Origin of the sequence: Luteimicrobium album (assembly GCF_030161555.1) — a bacterium.
Classification (GTDB): Bacteria; Actinomycetota; Actinomycetes; order Actinomycetales; family Cellulomonadaceae; genus Luteimicrobium; species Luteimicrobium album.
In genome coordinates, this window is record NZ_BSUK01000001.1 from 1,461,966 (window position 1) to 1,477,000 (window position 15,035).

At 67.7% G+C, this 15,035-nt stretch carries 11 protein-coding genes; 7 read left to right on the top strand and 4 right to left on the bottom strand.

The window, feature by feature from the left end:
• The first annotated feature begins 237 nt into the window (after nt 1-237).
• The 5 genes from QQK45_RS07480 (at nt 238) to QQK45_RS07500 (ending at nt 7,997) form a co-directional block, all read left to right on the top strand.
• Entirely contained in the window at nt 238-2,220 is a 1,983-nt protein-coding gene (locus QQK45_RS07480; RefSeq protein WP_284292711.1) for a SpvB/TcaC N-terminal domain-containing protein, read from the top strand.
• Nucleotides 2,217-3,656: a hypothetical protein gene (locus tag QQK45_RS07485; protein ID WP_284292712.1), complete on the top strand. Its 1,440-nt coding sequence runs from the start codon at nt 2,217-2,219 to the stop codon at nt 3,654-3,656. Before QQK45_RS07480 ends, QQK45_RS07485 begins: the two co-directional genes overlap by 4 nt.
• Entirely contained in the window at nt 3,572-6,160 is a 2,589-nt protein-coding gene (locus QQK45_RS07490; RefSeq protein ID WP_488803262.1) for an RHS repeat-associated core domain-containing protein, read from the top strand. The genes QQK45_RS07485 and QQK45_RS07490 overlap by 85 nt, the downstream gene beginning before the upstream one ends.
• Nucleotides 6,157-6,618: a DUF4265 domain-containing protein gene (locus QQK45_RS07495; RefSeq protein ID WP_284292714.1), complete on the top strand. Its 462-nt coding sequence runs from the start codon at nt 6,157-6,159 to the stop codon at nt 6,616-6,618. The genes QQK45_RS07490 and QQK45_RS07495 overlap by 4 nt, the downstream gene beginning before the upstream one ends.
• A gap of 554 nt (nt 6,619-7,172) precedes the next feature.
• The gene (locus tag QQK45_RS07500) at nt 7,173-7,997 is read left to right on the top strand and encodes an RHS repeat-associated core domain-containing protein (RefSeq protein WP_284292715.1); all 825 of its coding nucleotides are present in this window, start codon (nt 7,173-7,175) and stop codon (nt 7,995-7,997) included.
• Nucleotides 7,998-9,292: 1,295 nt separating this feature from the next.
• On the opposite strand, the gene QQK45_RS07505 is transcribed toward QQK45_RS07500, so the two are convergent.
• Entirely contained in the window at nt 9,293-10,615 is a 1,323-nt protein-coding gene (locus QQK45_RS07505; protein ID WP_284292202.1) for an ISL3 family transposase, read from the bottom strand.
• 276 nt (nt 10,616-10,891) lie between these two features.
• Here QQK45_RS07505 and QQK45_RS07510 point away from each other — a divergent pair.
• A protein-coding gene (locus tag QQK45_RS07510) for an IS3 family transposase (RefSeq protein WP_431310231.1) occupies nt 10,892-12,063 on the top strand; the annotation gives its coding sequence in 2 pieces (ribosomal slippage) (nt 10,892-11,170 and nt 11,173-12,063; 1,170 coding nt in all).
• A 130-nt stretch (nt 12,064-12,193) separates the two neighbouring features.
• On the opposite strand, the gene QQK45_RS07515 is transcribed toward QQK45_RS07510, so the two are convergent.
• Nucleotides 12,194-12,556, bottom strand: a complete 363-nt coding sequence (locus QQK45_RS07515; protein ID WP_284292716.1) for a Rossmann-fold NAD(P)-binding domain-containing protein — start codon at nt 12,554-12,556, stop codon at nt 12,194-12,196.
• Complete coding sequence (locus QQK45_RS07520; protein ID WP_284292717.1) at nt 12,553-13,152, bottom strand: NAD(P)H-binding protein; 600 nt, start codon at nt 13,150-13,152, stop codon at nt 12,553-12,555. Before QQK45_RS07520 ends, QQK45_RS07515 begins: the two co-directional genes overlap by 4 nt.
• Before the next feature lie 126 nt (nt 13,153-13,278).
• On the opposite strand from QQK45_RS07520, the gene QQK45_RS07525 reads away from it, so the two are divergent.
• Nucleotides 13,279-13,968: a TetR/AcrR family transcriptional regulator gene (locus tag QQK45_RS07525; RefSeq protein ID WP_284292718.1), complete on the top strand. Its 690-nt coding sequence runs from the start codon at nt 13,279-13,281 to the stop codon at nt 13,966-13,968.
• A 300-nt stretch (nt 13,969-14,268) separates the two neighbouring features.
• Here QQK45_RS07525 and QQK45_RS07530 read toward each other — a convergent pair whose 3' ends face one another.
• The gene (locus tag QQK45_RS07530) at nt 14,269-15,009 is read right to left on the bottom strand and encodes a DUF4232 domain-containing protein (RefSeq protein WP_284292719.1); all 741 of its coding nucleotides are present in this window, start codon (nt 15,007-15,009) and stop codon (nt 14,269-14,271) included.
• Nucleotides 15,010-15,035: the final 26 nt, after the last annotated feature.

Sequence of the window (15,035 nt, forward strand, 5' to 3'; positions counted from 1 at the left end):
GGAGAAGTCGGTGGCCGACGTGGACTTGTTGCGCTCGGTCCCGGCGCCGACGGGGATGACGGTGTCGACACGCTGGCGTCGGCGGCGCGGCCGAGCGTGCGCTGGCCCAGCTCGGGCCACACGGTGGCGCGTGTCGGGCCCAAGGGTTCAGCGAAGTGGAGGGGCGCGCCCGGCGGGCTGCCGGTGACCGTGGCCGCGCACGACCAGACCGCGCGCGCTGCCGCGAGCGATTCCGCAATGGCTGTCGACGTCGTTGTTGCGGATCACGTCGCCGCGGCGAAGGCAGGCGTCGAGGGTGTCGTGCTGGACTTGCGGGCGACCGACGCGAAGACGTCGGGAAAGGTCGACGTCTCGGTCGACTACTCGGGCTTTGCGGGCGCCTACGGGGGTGACTGGGCTTCACGGCTCCGGCTCGTCAGTCTGCCGGACTGTGCGTTGACGAGCCCGGACAAGGCGGCGTGCCGTACCCAGACACCGGTGTCGGGCTCGACCAACGACGCGGGGAGCCAGACCGTGACCGCGACGGTCGCGACGGCTTCGATGGGTGTGATGGCCTTGGCGGCCACGGCGTCGGGTTCGTCGGGCAACTGGTCTGCGACGCCGTTGTCCGCGTCGGCCGCGTGGCAGGTAAGCAACCAGACGGGTGACTTCACGTGGTCGTACCCCTTGTCGGTTCCGGCGACTCAGGGTGGCCCGTCGCCCGATCTGGCGATCTCCTACGACTCGGGGTCGGTCGACGGCAAGGTCGCGACCACGAACAACCAGACGTCGTGGATCGGTGACGGCTGGGACCTGGATGCCGGGTACGTGGAGCGCAAATATGCCTCGTGCGCGGACGACTCGACGAGCTCGGGCGCGAACAACGCGGGGCACAAGACCGGGGACCTGTGCTGGAAGACGGACAACGCGACGCTTGTGTTCGGGGGCAAGGCGGTCGAGCTCGTGCAGGACGGGACGGGCGACGTCTGGCACCCCAAGGACGACGACGGGACGCTCGTCAAGCACCTGACCGGCGCGGCCAACGGGGACGACGACCACGAGTACTGGGAGGTCATCACGACCGACGGCACCCAGTACTTCTTCGGGCAGGACCAGCGGCCCACCGACGCCGCGGCCCTGAACTCGGCGTGGACTGTTCCGGTCTACGGCAACAACGCCGGCGAGCCGTGCCACGCGAGCGCGTTCGCGGACTCGTGGTGCCAGCAGGCGTGGCGGTGGAACCTGGACTACGTCGTGGACACCGCGGGCAACACGATGACGTACAAGTACGCCAAGGAGACCAACTACTACGGCCGGAACGTGAACCGGGCGGTGTCGTCCTACGTTCGGGGCGGGTACCTGACGGGCATCGACTACGGGCAGCGCAAGGGTTCGGAGACCGCCGCTGCCGCGCCGCAGCACGTCGCTTTCACGGTCGCCGAGCGGTGCGTTGCTTCCGACTGCTCGTCGCTGACCTCGAGCACTGCGTCGTCCTGGCCCGACGTGCCGTTCGACCTGATCTGTTCGTCCTCTACCAGCTGCGCCACCCAGACCTCACCGTCGTTCTTCACCCGTAAGCGGCTGACGGCCGTGACCACGCAGGTGTACACGGGCGGTGCGTACAAGGACGTGGACTCCTGGGCGCTGACCCAGTCGTTCCCGGACCCCGGTGACGGCTCGAACCAGGTGCTGTGGCTGGCGAAGATCGCCCACACGGGCAAGTCCAACGGGTCGGTCGCCCTGCCTGCCGTGACCTTCTCAGGGACACAGATGCCGAACCGGGTCGACGACACCGGCGACTACGGCCCGCAGATGTACCGGTACCGGGTCAGCGGGATCACGACCGAAGCCGGCGGCACGCTGACGGTCGACTACTCGGCACCCGACTGCACCACGAGCGACCACCCGTCGACCTCCGCGGAGGGACAGGACTCGAACACGCGGATGTGCTACCCGGTGGTGTGGGATCCGGAGGGTTCCGGCGGCCCACGGGTGGAGTACTTCCACAAGTACGTCGTGACGGCGCTGATCCAGTACGGGGGTGACGCCACCTCGCTGCCGGTCGAGACGGACTACGACTATGTCGGGTCGCCGGCGTGGCACTACGACGACAACGAGCTGGTCCCGGTGGACCAGCGGACCTGGTCGGAGTTCCGGGGTACGGCACGGTCGACGTCTACACGGGGTCGACGGGAACCTCGAACCGTGAGCGGGTCCGCTACCGCTACTTCCGCGGGATGAACGGCGACCACCAAGCCGACGGCACGAGCCGCTCGGCGCAGGTCGACGGGATCGACGACACCGACCGCTCCAACGGGTTCCTGCGTGAGCAGATCACGTACAACGGTTCGTCCGTGGTCACCGACACCCTCAGCACCCCGTGGCGGTCGGCTGCGACCTCGACCGCGTCGGACGGCACCAAGTCCTACCTGCTCGGCGTCGGTACGACCGAGACGCACACGACCGCGCCGGCGCTGGCCGGTGGGGAGCGGGTCACCAAGACCGTCACCACGTACGACTCGACGTACGGCACACCTGTCACGGTGGACGACATCGGTGACGTGGCCACGGCCTCGGACGACCGGTGCACGACGAACGAGTACGCCCGCAACACGGCCGCGAACATCGTCACGACGATCAAGCGGACGTACACGCTGGGTGTGCGGTGCGCGGACGTGGACGCGGCGACCTACCCCGGTGACGTCATCTCTGACACCCGGACCCTCTACGACGGCGGCGCCTACGGGGCGGCCCCGACGAAGGGTCTGGTCACGGGCACGCAGGAGGCGTCGTCCTACACGGGGTCGACCGGTTCGTACGTGACCACGTCGACGACGACCTACGACGCGAACGGCCGCGCGACCTCGACGGCGGACGCGCTCGGCCGCAAGACCGCCACGGCGTACACGCCTGCCACGGGCGGGCCTGTCACCCAGACCACGGTCACTTCGCCTGACCCGGACGGGACCGGGGCGCTGACGGCCCAGACCACGACCACGGTCCTGGATCCGTTGCGCGGTGTGCCGACCAAGTCGACGGACCCGGCGGGCAAGGTCACCACGGCCACCTACGACGGCCTGGGACGGCTGACAGCAGTGTGGAAGCCGGGACGTGCGACCACGGCGTCCGCGTCCGTCAAGTACGCCTACACCGTGGGTTCGGCTCACAACGCCGTGACCACGAGCACCCTGAACCAGGACGGTGCGACGTACCTGAGCTCGGTGACGATCTCCGACGGTCTGCTGCGCGAACGGCAGACCCAGACGCCGGGAGCGAACCGGGACACGGGCGGGCGGCTCGTGACGGACAAGTTCTACGACTCCCGGGGCTTGCTGATCAAGGCGAACAACGCGTGGCCGACGACCGGTTCGCCGTCGGCGACCGTGGTGACCACACCCGACTCGATCCCGTCGCGGGACCTTTACACCTACGACGGCGTCGGGCGGCAGACCGCGGACGTGTTCCAGGACGACGAGGTCGACCGGTGGAAGACGACCACGGCCTACGGGGGTGACCGGACCACGGTCACCCCGCCGTCCGGGGATCCCCGACCACGACGGTCACAGACGCACGCGGCAACACCTCCCAGGAGATCGAGTACACCGCCGGGTCGACCACCGGCGCCTCGCAGACGACCACGTACTCCTACGACCACGGCGGCCAGCTGGTCTCGATGAAGGACCCCGCGGGCAACACGTGGGCCTACACCTACGACGTGCGCGGCCGTCAGATCAGCGCGAAGGACCCGGACAAGGGCACCACCACCACGACGTACGACAACGCAGGCCAGGTCACCTCGACCAAGGACGCCCGCGGCAAGACACTCTGGTACGTCTACGACGCGCTCGGGCGCAAGACCGAGGAGCGCGACACCTCCGCGACCGGCACGGTCCTGGCGAAGTGGACCTACGACACCCTCGCCAAGGGGCAGCTGACAAGCTCGACGAGCTATGCGGGGTCGAACGCGTACACCACGGCGGTCACGGGCTACGACAACGCGTACCAGCCGCTGGGACAGTCGGTGACCATCCCGGCGTCGGAGGGCAAGCTCGCCGGCACGTACACGACCACCTACTCGTACGCGCTGGACGAGCAGTTGCAGTCGGTGTCGTTGCCTGCCGGTGGTGGTCTGGGTGCGGAGAAGGTCATCACCTACTTCGACAAGCTGAACCGTCCGGAGTGGATGGCGGGTCCGTACGGGTGGGGCACATACGTCTCGGAGGACACGTACTCCTCCTACGGCGAGATGCTGTCGATGGATCTGGTCAATTCCTACGTGGATCAGCTCACGTACACCTACGACCAGGCCTCGCGTCGGCTCGTGTCGCAGGGGTTGTGGTTGGAGAACGCGACGGGTGAGGTCCTGCACACCATGTACGGGTATGACGACGTGGGGAATGTGACGTCGGTGTCGGACCGGCCGACGGTGGCGGGGGGCAAGGCGGACACGCAGTGCTTCACGTATGACGGGTTGCGCAGGTTGACGCAGGCGTGGACGCCGTCGTCGAACTCGTGCACCGGGTCGGCGTCGTCGCTGACTTTGGGTGGGGCTGCCCCGTACTGGGAGTCGTGGGGGTATGACGCGGTCGGGGACCGGACGTCGCAGACGACGCATGCGTCGGGTGGTGACACGGTCGCGGAGTACACGTACCCGTCGGCTGGGTCTGTTCGTCCGCACGCGGTGACGGGGATCGTGACGACGGCGCCGTCGGGGAGCACGACTTCGTCGTCGTTCGCCTATGACGCGGCGGGGAACATGACGTCGCGGTCGATGGCCGGTAGCACCGCGCAGACGTTGACGTGGGACACGCGGGGCGAGTTGTCGGATGTGAAGGCCGGGTCCACGGATCAGGACGGTTCGGTCTACAGCGCGGACGGGGACCGGTTGGTCCGGCGGCAGGGCACCACGGTGACGGCGTACCTGCCTGGTGGTGAAGAGCTCACGTTGAACACCTCGACGCAGACCCTGTCCGCGAAGCGGTACTACAGCTTTGCGGGGCAGACGGTCGCGGTGCGCACGGGCACGGGTCTGGCGGGTGTGTCGACCCTGGTGGCGGACCCGCAGGGGACGGCGCTGGTCAGTATCGCGAACGGCACGAACGTGGTGTCGCGTAGGTACACGGACCCGTTCGGGAACGTGCGGGGTTCGAAGCCGGCGTGGCCTGGTGACCACCAGATGTTGGACAAGGTGTTGGATGCGTCGGGGTTGACGCAGGTGGGCGCGAGGTTCTTGGACACCGCGACGGGCCGGTTCGTGTCGGTGGACCCGGTGCTGGACACGGCGAACCCGCAGCAGTGGAACGCGTACGCGTATGCGGGGAACAACCCGGTCACGTTCTCCGACCCCTCGGGGCTGTTCATCCCGAACATGCACCCGGACGGGATGAACGACAAGCAGTGGGGCAACGCGAAGCACGGGCGTCCGGCGGGCCCGGGCACGGCACCGGCGCAGTCGTCCTCCGCATCGAACCCGATCCACACGGGTCGCAAGGTCAGCCCGCCGGTGCACGTGACGATCTCGTCGTATGCGACCGGTGGCGGGAGCATCACCACCGGAGGCGGCAAGAAGTCGAGTGGGCATGCTCCAGTGCACTCGGCGGCACCTGCGCCGACCTCGAGCGGATACCCGGCGTGTGCGAACGTGTGCGGGCAGTCCAGCCCATACGGTGGTTGGATCGCGCTCGGCGTGGTCGCGCTTGCGGGTGGCTGGGTGGTGTGCGCGGCACTCGTGGAGTTCTGCGCTGGTGGAGCGATCGCCGCGGGCGTGACCGAAGAAGCCACCGCCGACGCGGGCGTGGCCGCAGCGGCAGAGACCGGAACGGCGGAGGCAGCGGGAGCAAGTGAAATCCCAGCTGGGTCAACAGCTGACGCCGCGACGTCGGGTAGCCGGATATCATCGTCGGTGCGTAGCCAGTATTTTCGAGATGGCGCCGAGACTCCTACATGCTCGTACTGCCAGCAAAACCCCGCGGAGCACCTGGATCACGTCATCCCAAGGAGCCAGGGTGGCGACCTGTCGCCAGACAACCTGACCCCTGCTTGTTCATGGTGCAACTTGTCGAAGGGGGCAAGGCCAGCACCCGTGAATCCACCGCCTGGATACGTCGGAGAATGGCCGCCATCGTTCTGGCCGACGCGCATGTCTGAGTGGTGGAACGCAACCTACGGAGGTGCGGGATGATGAAAATAGCAGTCCATTCGAACCCAATTCGACGGCCAAGCCCCAGTTTCATGGTGCGGGCCCGCCTTGATAACGTCGGAGAGGCCGACGGGTTCGAGCAGCTCTGGACAAAGCGCGTAGACAGTCACCTGTTCGAAATTGCTTGCATACCATTCTTTGTCTACGGGATAGCGTTGGGCGATGTCGTTCGGGCAGATCCCAACGCTGGATACCTGGTCCAGGAGGTGGTCCGTAGGTCAGGCAATGAGGTTTTGAGGATTGCCGTGAAGTTTTCAAAGGATGTTGAAGTGGTGCATTCTCGACTTCACGAACTATTGGGCCGTCTCGGCTATCTTTCCGAGTGGTTCGCGCCAGGCTATGTGGCCGTCAATCTTGCAAAGGGAGGCTCCAATGAAGAACTTTTCGAGTCCCTTCTTCTGCTGGGGGGCTCAATAGAGATGGAGCGGATGCCCGGCTAGTTTTGCATGGTGCCGTATCGATCGTGTTCGCCCGGCATCCCATGGATGATATGTAATGCGAGGTTTTTGGCTCATCGTCCAAATTGCGCAGGTTGACGCAGGCGTGGACGCCGTCGTCGAACTCGTGCACCGGGTCGGCGTCGTCGCTGACTTTGGGTGGGGCTGCCCCGTACTGGGAGTCGTGGGGGTATGACGCGGTCGGGGACCGGACGTCGCAGACGACGCATGCGTCGGGTGGTGACACGGTCGCGGAGTACACGTACCCGTCGGCTGGGTCTGCTCGTCCGCACGCGGTGACGGGGATCACGACGACGGCCCCCTCGGGCACCACCACCGCATCGTCGTTCGCCTATGACGGGGCGGGGAACATGACCTCGCGTGCGATGGCGGGTAGTACGGCGCAGACGTTGACGTGGGATGCGCGGGGTGAGTTGTCGGACGTGAAGGCCGGGACAACCAGTCAGGACGGTGCGGTCTACAGCGCGGACGGGGACCGGTTGGTTCGCCGGCAGGGTACGAGTGTGACGGCGTATCTGCCTGGTGGTGAAGAGCTCATGTTGAACACTTCGACGCAGACGCTGTCGGCGAAGCGGTACTACAGCTTTGCGGGGCAGACGGTCGCGGTGCGCACGGGCACGGGTCTGGCGGGTGTGTCGACGTTGGTGGCGGATCCGCAGGGGACGGCGCTGTTGAGTATCGCGAACGGCACGAACGTGGTGTCGCGTAGGTACACGGACCCGTTCGGGAACGTGCGGGGTTCGAAGCCGGCCTGGCCGGGTGACCACCAGATGTTGGACAAGGTGTTGGACGCGTCGGGGCTCACGCAGGTGGGCGCCCGGTTCTTGGACACCGCGACGGGCCGGTTCGTGTCGGTGGACCCGGTGCTGGACACGACCAACCCGCAGCAGTGGAACGCGTACGCGTATGCGGGCAACAACCCGGTCACGTTCTCCGACCCCTCGGGTCTGATGATCGTGAACCCGCACCCGGACGGGATGACCGACGCCCAGTGGGGCAGAGCGTCCAAGGGAGACGATCCCGGACCGGGAATGGCTCCCGCACAGCCGTCGTCTGTGGCGAACTCGCATTACCAGGCGGCGACCGTCACGCCGCCGGTGAAGGCTCCGGTTGCGAAGAAGCAGCACTGGTACAACACGGCGGGCAACTGGGTGCGCGACGCAACCGCGGACGTGGTGAACGCGGCGGCGTCGTTCGGGAACGCGATGATCAACCACCCCTGGGCGGGAACCGGGTTCATCGCTGGTGTGGGCACGATGTTCGAGGGCGGCGGGACGATCCTCGGCGGGGGCTCGCGTGTCTCACCGGCGTCGGGTGCGTGGTCGGAGGCCCGGCGATCGCGCTTGGCCTCGCCGAGGTAGTGGGTGGCGGCGCGTTGACCAGCACGTCGTTGCAGACACTCCTGCCCGCAGCCTCGGGCGAGGATCGCGTCGAAGTCATGCAGCGCTCAACCGGCGAGTCGAGTCGGAGCGGTGGCGCCGGGGGTGGATACCACCCAAGCGGGGGTGCATCTGACTACGATGCTGATGAGTTGGCTGAGTTGACCTATCAGCATGTGGGTGCCGGAGATATCCCGGGTCGACCGTCGCTCCAAGAAATTCGGACAACGCTTGATCGCGGGAATGCTACGCGGCTTCCAGGTCAAAATTCAGTTCAGATCGACTACAAGGGTGTGCGTGTCATCATCAACGAAGATGTCCCATGGCGAAGCACGTCGTATTACCCGGGGAAGTGAGCTGAGTGGAGGGATTGACTCGCGTCGAGGTGCGGTTGGCCCATGGCCGCACGAGCACCCTCGCAGAACTGGTTGACGCGTGGCGGGCACATGTTGCGCGGCTTCAGTTGGACGCTACGCGGCCAGAGTACAAGTTCGTGTGGGGCGCTCATGATCTTGTCGCCTCATTGGAAATTCGCGATCAGATACATGAGGCAGCGTTGTCGGCGTCTGGTTCAATCAAGGAAGAACTCCAGGAAGCGGTCGAGGTTCCGGACGAGGAGTTTCGTGAATACTCAATCGTGGATAGTCAAGATACTCTACTCCGATTCGCCCAACACGCAAGAGTCGATGGATGTTGGTGGTGGAATCGAATTCCAAGGCTTGGCCTGGCTCGAGATGAATTGCTTCAGTGGGCGAGATGTGTTTCGGACGATCACCGTTGACTGGTTTTGATGCCAACGTTCTGCCGGAAGTTTTGAGCCGGCGTTGGATCACACATTTCCGTTTCGTCAGATCCGGACTATCAGACATGGGTGGTCACCGCAGCAGATCGCTCTATTGCTGTTGCGATTGCGGGTGGAGGGGCAGCTTTCTGGGATCCACAAATCAAACCATAGGGTATGTGCCATAGCGTGTGAATTTCGGGGTTGTGTCGGCACCACCGCATCGTCGTTCGCCTATGACGGGGCGGGGAACATGACCTCGCGTGCGATGGCGGGTAGTACGGCGCAGACGTTGACGTGGGATGCGCGGGGTGAGTTGTCGGACGTGAAGGCCGGGACAACCAGTCAGGACGGTGCGGTCTACAGCGCGGACGGGGACCGGTTGGTTCGCCGGCAGGGTACGAGTGTGACGGCGTATCTGCCTGGTGGTGAAGAGCTCATGTTGAACACTTCGACGCAGACGCTGTCGGCGAAGCGGTACTACAGCTTTGCGGGCTCATCCCAATCGAGGGTGTAGTCGGGGTCTGAAGCCGCCGGTCTCCAGGAGGGATCTGGCGATGTAGTTGGTCAGGTTGCGGAATCCGAGGGCGGACCCGCGGAGGTGTTCGAGCCGGCCGTTCAGGGCCTCGGTCGGGCCGTTGGATGTGCCGGGCCGGTCGAAGTAGGCCAGCACGTCGGCGGCGCGCTTGGTCAGCGTCCGGCCCAGCGTGATCAACTCGGTCAGCGTCTTCGGGACGCCGGCGCTCAGGTCGGTGATGAGCTTGTCCATCAGCTCGCGGCCACGGCGACGATCTTCGTGGCGGTAGGCGGTGATCATGCGTTGGTAGATGCCCCAGGTCGCTTCGACCTCGACGTGTTGGTCGTCGGTGAACAGGGCAGTGATCCGCTCGACCTGACGGTCGGTGAGCAGGCCGGCGCCGGTGTGCAGGGTCCGCCTGGTCTTGTAGAGCGGGTCGTCCTTGAACCCGCGGTGGCCAAGGATCCGCAGCTGGACGCGTCGCCGACACCGGTCGAGGGCGTCGCCGGCCAGCCGCACGACGTGGAAGGGATCCATCACTGCGACCGCGTCCGGGACCTCCTCAGCGGCGGCTGTCTTGAACCCGGTGAACCCGTCCATCGCAACGACCTCCACGCCGTCACGCCACGCCTTCGCCCTGGCCGCGAGCCAGGTCTTGAACGCGGACTTGGAACGGCCGGCGACCATGTCCAGCAACCGCGCGGGCCCGGTGCCGTCGCGGACCGGGGTGAGGTCGATGACCACGGTCACGTACTTGTCACCCCGCCTGGTGTGCCTCCACACGTGCTCATCGACGCCGATCACGGCCACACCCTCGAACCGGGCCGGGTCATCGATCAGGACACGCTGCCCTTCGCCCAGAACGGCGTCGTTCGCGGTGTCCCACGCGACTCCGAGACCTTCGGCGACACGGGCCACGGTCAGGTGCTGCACGACGATCCCTTCCAGCGCCCACCGCAGCCCGGCTCGCGACAACTTCGCGCGCGGTTCGGCCGCCGCGGTGGTGTCTTGTCGCCACACGTGTCCGCACTCGCGGCACCGGTAGCGGCGCACGAGGACTTCGAGGACGGTCGGGCGCCAGCCCAGCGGCTCGTGCGCGAGTCGCCGAACCACGCTGTCACGTGCAAGACCTTCCCCGCCGCAGCGGCGGCACCAGCGGTCGGGCTCGACAACGCGGCACGCGAGGACGGCACGGTCGAGCTCAAGGCGCTGGCCGACCACAACCAGGCCGAGGCCGTCGAGTCGGGCGAAGGTCGTCAGGTCGGGGTGGCCGAATCCAGCCGGCGGGGTAGCGTCAAGCACGTCGAGGTCTTCCAGATGGTGAGCGTCAGAACTTCCATCTTCGGGAGACCTCGACACCTACCCGCGGACCGACGCGCCAGCCCGACCTACACCCTCATCTGGGAAGAGCCGCTTTGCGGGGCAGACGGTCGCGGTGCGCACGGGCACGGGTCTGGCGGGTGTGTCGACGTTGGTGGCGGATCCGCAGGGGACGGCGCTGTTGAGTATGGGACTGCTGCACGGATAGGTGACACCTCACTTGTGGTGCCGTGAGGCGTCACTGGAAGGATGTGCCTTGTGCCCGCACCCCATCCCAAGGAGTTCCGCGACGATGTCGTGGCTGTCGCCCGTCGCGGCGAGGCCCCGGTCAAGCAGATCGCGAAGGACTTCGGCATCTCCGAGTCGTGCCTGCGCAACTGGATGCACGCCGCTGACGTCGAGGACGGCGCCAAGCCCGGCGTGACCGCGTCCGAGTCGGCCGAGCTGCGCGAAGCACGTCGCCGGGTGCGTCTGCTCGAGCAGGAGAACGAGGTGCTCCGCCGGGCTGCGGCGTACTTCGCCCAGGCGCACCTGCCGGGAAAATGAGCTACCCGCTCGTCCGTGAGCTCGCCGGTGACGGGATCCCCGTCGCGGTGACGTGCCGGGTGCTCGAACTCGCTCGCCAGCCCTACTACCGGTGGCTCGCGCAGCCGGTGACCGACCGTGAGCTGGAGCAGGCCTACCTCGCCAACGCCCTGTTCGACGCCCACCGTGACGACCCGGAGTACGGGTACCGGCTGCTCGCGGACGAGGCCCGCGAGGCCGGGCACGAGGCGTGCGACCGAACCATGTGGCGTCGCTGCGCAGAGAACTCGTGGTGGTGCGTGTTCGGGAAGAAGAAGGGCAAGGGCGGCAAGCGACCCGGGCCGCCCGCGCATGACGACCTCGTGAACCGGGACTTCACCGCCGAGGCACCGAACGAGCTGTGGCTGACGGATATCACCGAGCATCCCACCGGCGAGGGAAAGGTCTACCTGTGCGCTATCAAGGACGTGTACTCGAACCGGATCGTCGGGTACTCCATCAGCGACCGGATGAAGTCCTCCCTGGCCGTCCGGGCGCTCGAGAACGCCGTCGCCCGGCGGGCCGTGGACGGTGCCGACGTGGCCGGATGCATCGTCCACTCCGACAGGGGCAGCCAGTTTCGAAGCCGGAAATTCCTGGCCGCGATGCGACGTCATGACCTGGTCGGATCCATGGGCCAGGTCGCCTCCGCCGGTGACAACGCCGCGATGGAGTCGTTCTTCGCGCTCCTGCAGAAGAACGTCCTGGACCGGCGCAGGTGGTCCACCCGCCACGACCTGCGAATCGCGATCATCACCTGGATCGAACGCACCTACCACCGGCGCCGTCGCCAGCAGCGTCTGGGACGTTTGACCCCGATCGAGTTCGAGACCATCATCACCACTCAGGTCGCACTCGCCGCCTGAGATCACCTGTCACCCGTTCGTGCAGCAGTCCCCCCAGCTGGATCCTGGCTCTCATTCGAGTCTGTGTCGCCAGTTTGGGCGAGTCGTGCTGGTACACCCGTCCCACCGTCGAGTGGTCCGGCCCGTGCGGTCAGCGAGCCCCGGCGAGGTAGGCGTCCACGGTCGCCCGGACGGCGTCGTCGAACGGGGTCGGCTCGAGCTCGAGCTTCGCGTCGCTCGCCGACGCGTCCACGACGAGCGGGCGGGTGAACAGGTGACCCATCTCGACGAGCTCGCGTGTGCCTCGGTGGGCGAGGCCGACGGCACGCAGGAGCCAGATCGGGATCGGGCTGACGTGCGGTCCGCTGCGCCCCGCGGACCGCGCATAGGCGGTGGCGAGCTCGCGCTGGCTGCAGTTCGAGGAGACCGGCGCGAACCAGATGCCGTCGGTCGTGCCGGCGTCGGCACCGGCGGTGCGCCCGCGGTCACGGGTGAGCTCGCCGGCACGGATCATCGCGGCGGCCAGGTCGGGCAGGTAGGTCCACGAGTGGGGAGGTCGACGTTGCCGAGGGGCCGGACCGTCCCGCCGGACGTCGCCGGGCCGAGCATGCGGTCGCCCGCGTGGGCGTTCGCCCCGGCGCCGGGGCCGAAGTAGTCGGACGCGACGACGCTCGCCGTCGGGACGGGGGACGCGGCCCGCGCTGCGAGGAGCTGTGCCCGGACGCCCGGCTTGCCGCCGACGGCGTCGTGCCGGGTCGCCTCGGTGACGGTCCCCGACGTGTCGAACGCGTAGAGGCTCTCCGGGAACACGACGACGGCGCCTGCGGCCTCCGCGGCGGCGAGGACGGTCCGTTCGGCGGTGGGGAGCTCGCGGGCCCAGACCTTCGCGTCGTACGCGGAGGCGTGGATGCAGAAGTGGATGATCTCGGCGTCCTGGACGGCGTCCGCGAGGGCGGCGGCGTCGGTCACGTCGACCCGCCGACGCTCGACGAGCGGGTGGTCGAGGCCCGATCCGGACCGGGTGAGGACGCGGACGGGCGTCCCCTGGTCGACGTAGCGGCGGGCGACGGTCGTGCCGATCGGGCCGGCTCCTGCGATGACGATGCTCATGGTGACGTCCTATCTGTGAGCAGTGCTCTCGGTTGCTGACGACACGAGCATGGACCCTGTTCGTCGAGATTGCAAGAGCAGTGCTCACTTTTGTGTCCCGCGACCTCGTGAGGCAGGATCAAGGGCATGGCACCCACGCCCCGGCAGCTCGCCCGCGAGCACACGATGCGCGAGATCGTGCGGATCGGACGCGCCCAGCTCGCCACCGTCGGCCCCGCCGACCTCTCGCTGCGCGCCGTCGCGCGCGAGCTCGGTGTCGTGTCGTCCGCCGTCTACCGGTACGTCAGCAGCCGCGACGAGCTCCTGACCCTGCTCATCGTCGACGCCTACGACGAGCTCGGCGACGCCGTCGACGCGGCGCTCGCGGACGCCCCCGACGGCCCGCGCGACCGCCTGCTCGCGGCGGCCCGGGCTGTCCGGACGTGGGGTCTGCGCGCGCCCTCGAGCTACGCGCTCCTGTACGGGACGCCCGTCCCCGGCTACGCGGCCCCGGCCGATCTCACGACCCAGCCCGGGACCCGGGTCGTCCTCGCGCTCGTCGGGATCATGGTCGCGGCGTCGGAGGCGGGCGGGCTCCGCCCGCCGCAGCGCGAGGTGCCGAACGGCGTCCGCGCGGACATGGAGCGGATCCGCGCCGAGTTCGGGCTCGAGCTCCCCGCCGGTGCGCTGGCCACGGGGTTCCAGCTCTGGTCCGGCCTGTTCGGCCTCGTCTCGTTCGACGTCTTCGACCAGTGGGGCCCCGGCACGCTCACCGACCGGGACGGCTTCTTCGACTACCAGGTGGGGCTGCTCGGGGACCTCGTGGGCCTCGCGTAGGCGGGCCGCCCGCACGGCACTGCGGCCGTCGTCGGGCATGAGAAAGCCCGTGGGCTGGCGGTCTGGTCCCCCATGGAAAGGGAGGACCGCCTGTCGCGGTGGACGATTCCGCGACACCCACGGGCCCGGTGATGGCGTTGGTTTCGCCAGCTCGTCCGGAGACGTGCCGCGCGAGCTAGCGCGCGATCACCTCATGCGTCCGAAGAGTCTTCACTGGTCGGATCACCTCCTTTCCCATGTGCCGACGACGCTACGCGGCGTGCGCCGTCGTGCCAAGCGATTTCGCCGACGGGAGAGCCGTCAGTTCGCGCCCGGCTGGATCGCCTGCGTCTGGAGGAGCTGGACCTTGCTGTTGGTGCAGGCCGTGAGACCCGACGCCTTGACGAAGATCGAGCGCGTCTCGCCGGGCACGTAGACGCGCAGGCCGTCGGCCTTCGCGGGCTTGCACGTGCTCTTCGGGTAGTTGGCCGCCTGCGCGATCTTCAGCGGGGCGTGCGCGTGGCCGTTCGGGAGCAGGGTCACGGTCGCGTGGGGGCTCGACCGGTCGAACGTGGCCGCGGCGCCGAGCTGCGTGCCGTTGCTGTCACCCACGAACGACACGCCCGGCCAGCCCTGGAGCTGGCACGGCGAGCCGCCCGTGTTCTTCAGGACGAGGTACGGGTACGTGCTGCCCGCGCCGCCGCCCTCCCCGTCGGTGAGGGTGCCTGTGAGGTGGTCAGCCGTGCATCGGGCTACCCGCAGCGAGCTGGGGGAGGGCGTGGAGCCCGTGCCCTTCGTGGCTCCGGACGTCGCGCCGTTCCCGGCGCCGTCGTCGGTGGAGTCGGTGGTGGGGGTCGAGACCGAGCCGGCGGTGTCGTCCGGGGTGGACGGCGGTGCCGCAGTGGTCTCGGTGGAGCCTCGGGTCGCGGGCGAGGCCGCGTCCTGGGTCCCGTTGTCGCAGGCGGCAAGCGTGCCCGCACTCAGCAGTCCGACGACGACGAGCGCGACCGCGGCCGTCGTCGTCCGCGCCACGTGGGGCGCGTGCAGGTGTCGACGTGTCATGCCTCGAGCATGGCGTGACGTGCATG

Bases quoted from the DNA above. Each gene is read 5' to 3' on its own strand.
- QQK45_RS07525 (WP_284292718.1), top strand. From the start codon at position 13,279: ATGGCACCCACGCCCCGGCAGCTCGCCCGCGAGCACACGATGCGCGAG.
- QQK45_RS07480 (WP_284292711.1), top strand. From the start codon at position 238: ATGGCTGTCGACGTCGTTGTTGCGGATCACGTCGCCGCGGCGAAGGCA.
- QQK45_RS07530 (WP_284292719.1), bottom strand. From the start codon at position 15,009: ATGACACGTCGACACCTGCACGCGCCCCACGTGGCGCGGACGACGACG.
- QQK45_RS07520 (WP_284292717.1), bottom strand. From the start codon at position 13,152: ATGAGCATCGTCATCGCAGGAGCCGGCCCGATCGGCACGACCGTCGCC.
- QQK45_RS07500 (WP_284292715.1), top strand. From the start codon at position 7,173: ATGTTGAACACTTCGACGCAGACGCTGTCGGCGAAGCGGTACTACAGC.
- QQK45_RS07485 (WP_284292712.1), top strand. From the start codon at position 2,217: ATGAACGGCGACCACCAAGCCGACGGCACGAGCCGCTCGGCGCAGGTC.
- QQK45_RS07515 (WP_284292716.1), bottom strand. From the start codon at position 12,556: ATGATCCGTGCCGGCGAGCTCACCCGTGACCGCGGGCGCACCGCCGGT.
- QQK45_RS07495 (WP_284292714.1), top strand. From the start codon at position 6,157: ATGATGAAAATAGCAGTCCATTCGAACCCAATTCGACGGCCAAGCCCC.